The following is a 338-nucleotide window of genomic DNA, read 5'->3' as shown; positions in this document are numbered from 1 at the left end:
TTGCGTATACAAGAAAAGATTATCTGGACAAGATTTCAACCGAGATTGTCAAAAACCACGACATTATTGGAATAGAAGACTTGTCAGTATCGAACATGTTAAAGAACCACCTTCTTGCTAAAGCAATCAGCAAAGTATCTTGGTCACAATTCAAAAGCATGATTGTATATAAAGCGAAATGGTATGGTAGACAAGTAGTAACCGTTTCAAAAAACTTCGCTAGCAGCCAACTTTGTTCTTGTTGTGGCTACAAAAACAAAGACGTTAAAAATCTCGGGTTACGTGAATGGGAATGCCCTAAATGTCATACCTACCATAATCGAGATATTAACGCAGGG

At 37.3% G+C, this 338-nt stretch carries 1 protein-coding gene; it reads left to right on the top strand.

Annotated features, from left to right (window positions below):
• The coding region (locus CHI06_RS29130) for an RNA-guided endonuclease TnpB family protein (RefSeq protein ID WP_142301057.1) at positions 1-338 on the top strand (338 nt) is incomplete at both ends.

It is taken from the genome of Bacillus sp. 7884-1, assembly GCF_002272245.1.
In the GTDB taxonomy this organism is placed as follows: Bacteria; Bacillota; Bacilli; order Bacillales; family Cytobacillaceae; genus Neobacillus.
This window is presented reverse-complemented; position numbering and strand designations above follow the sequence as displayed.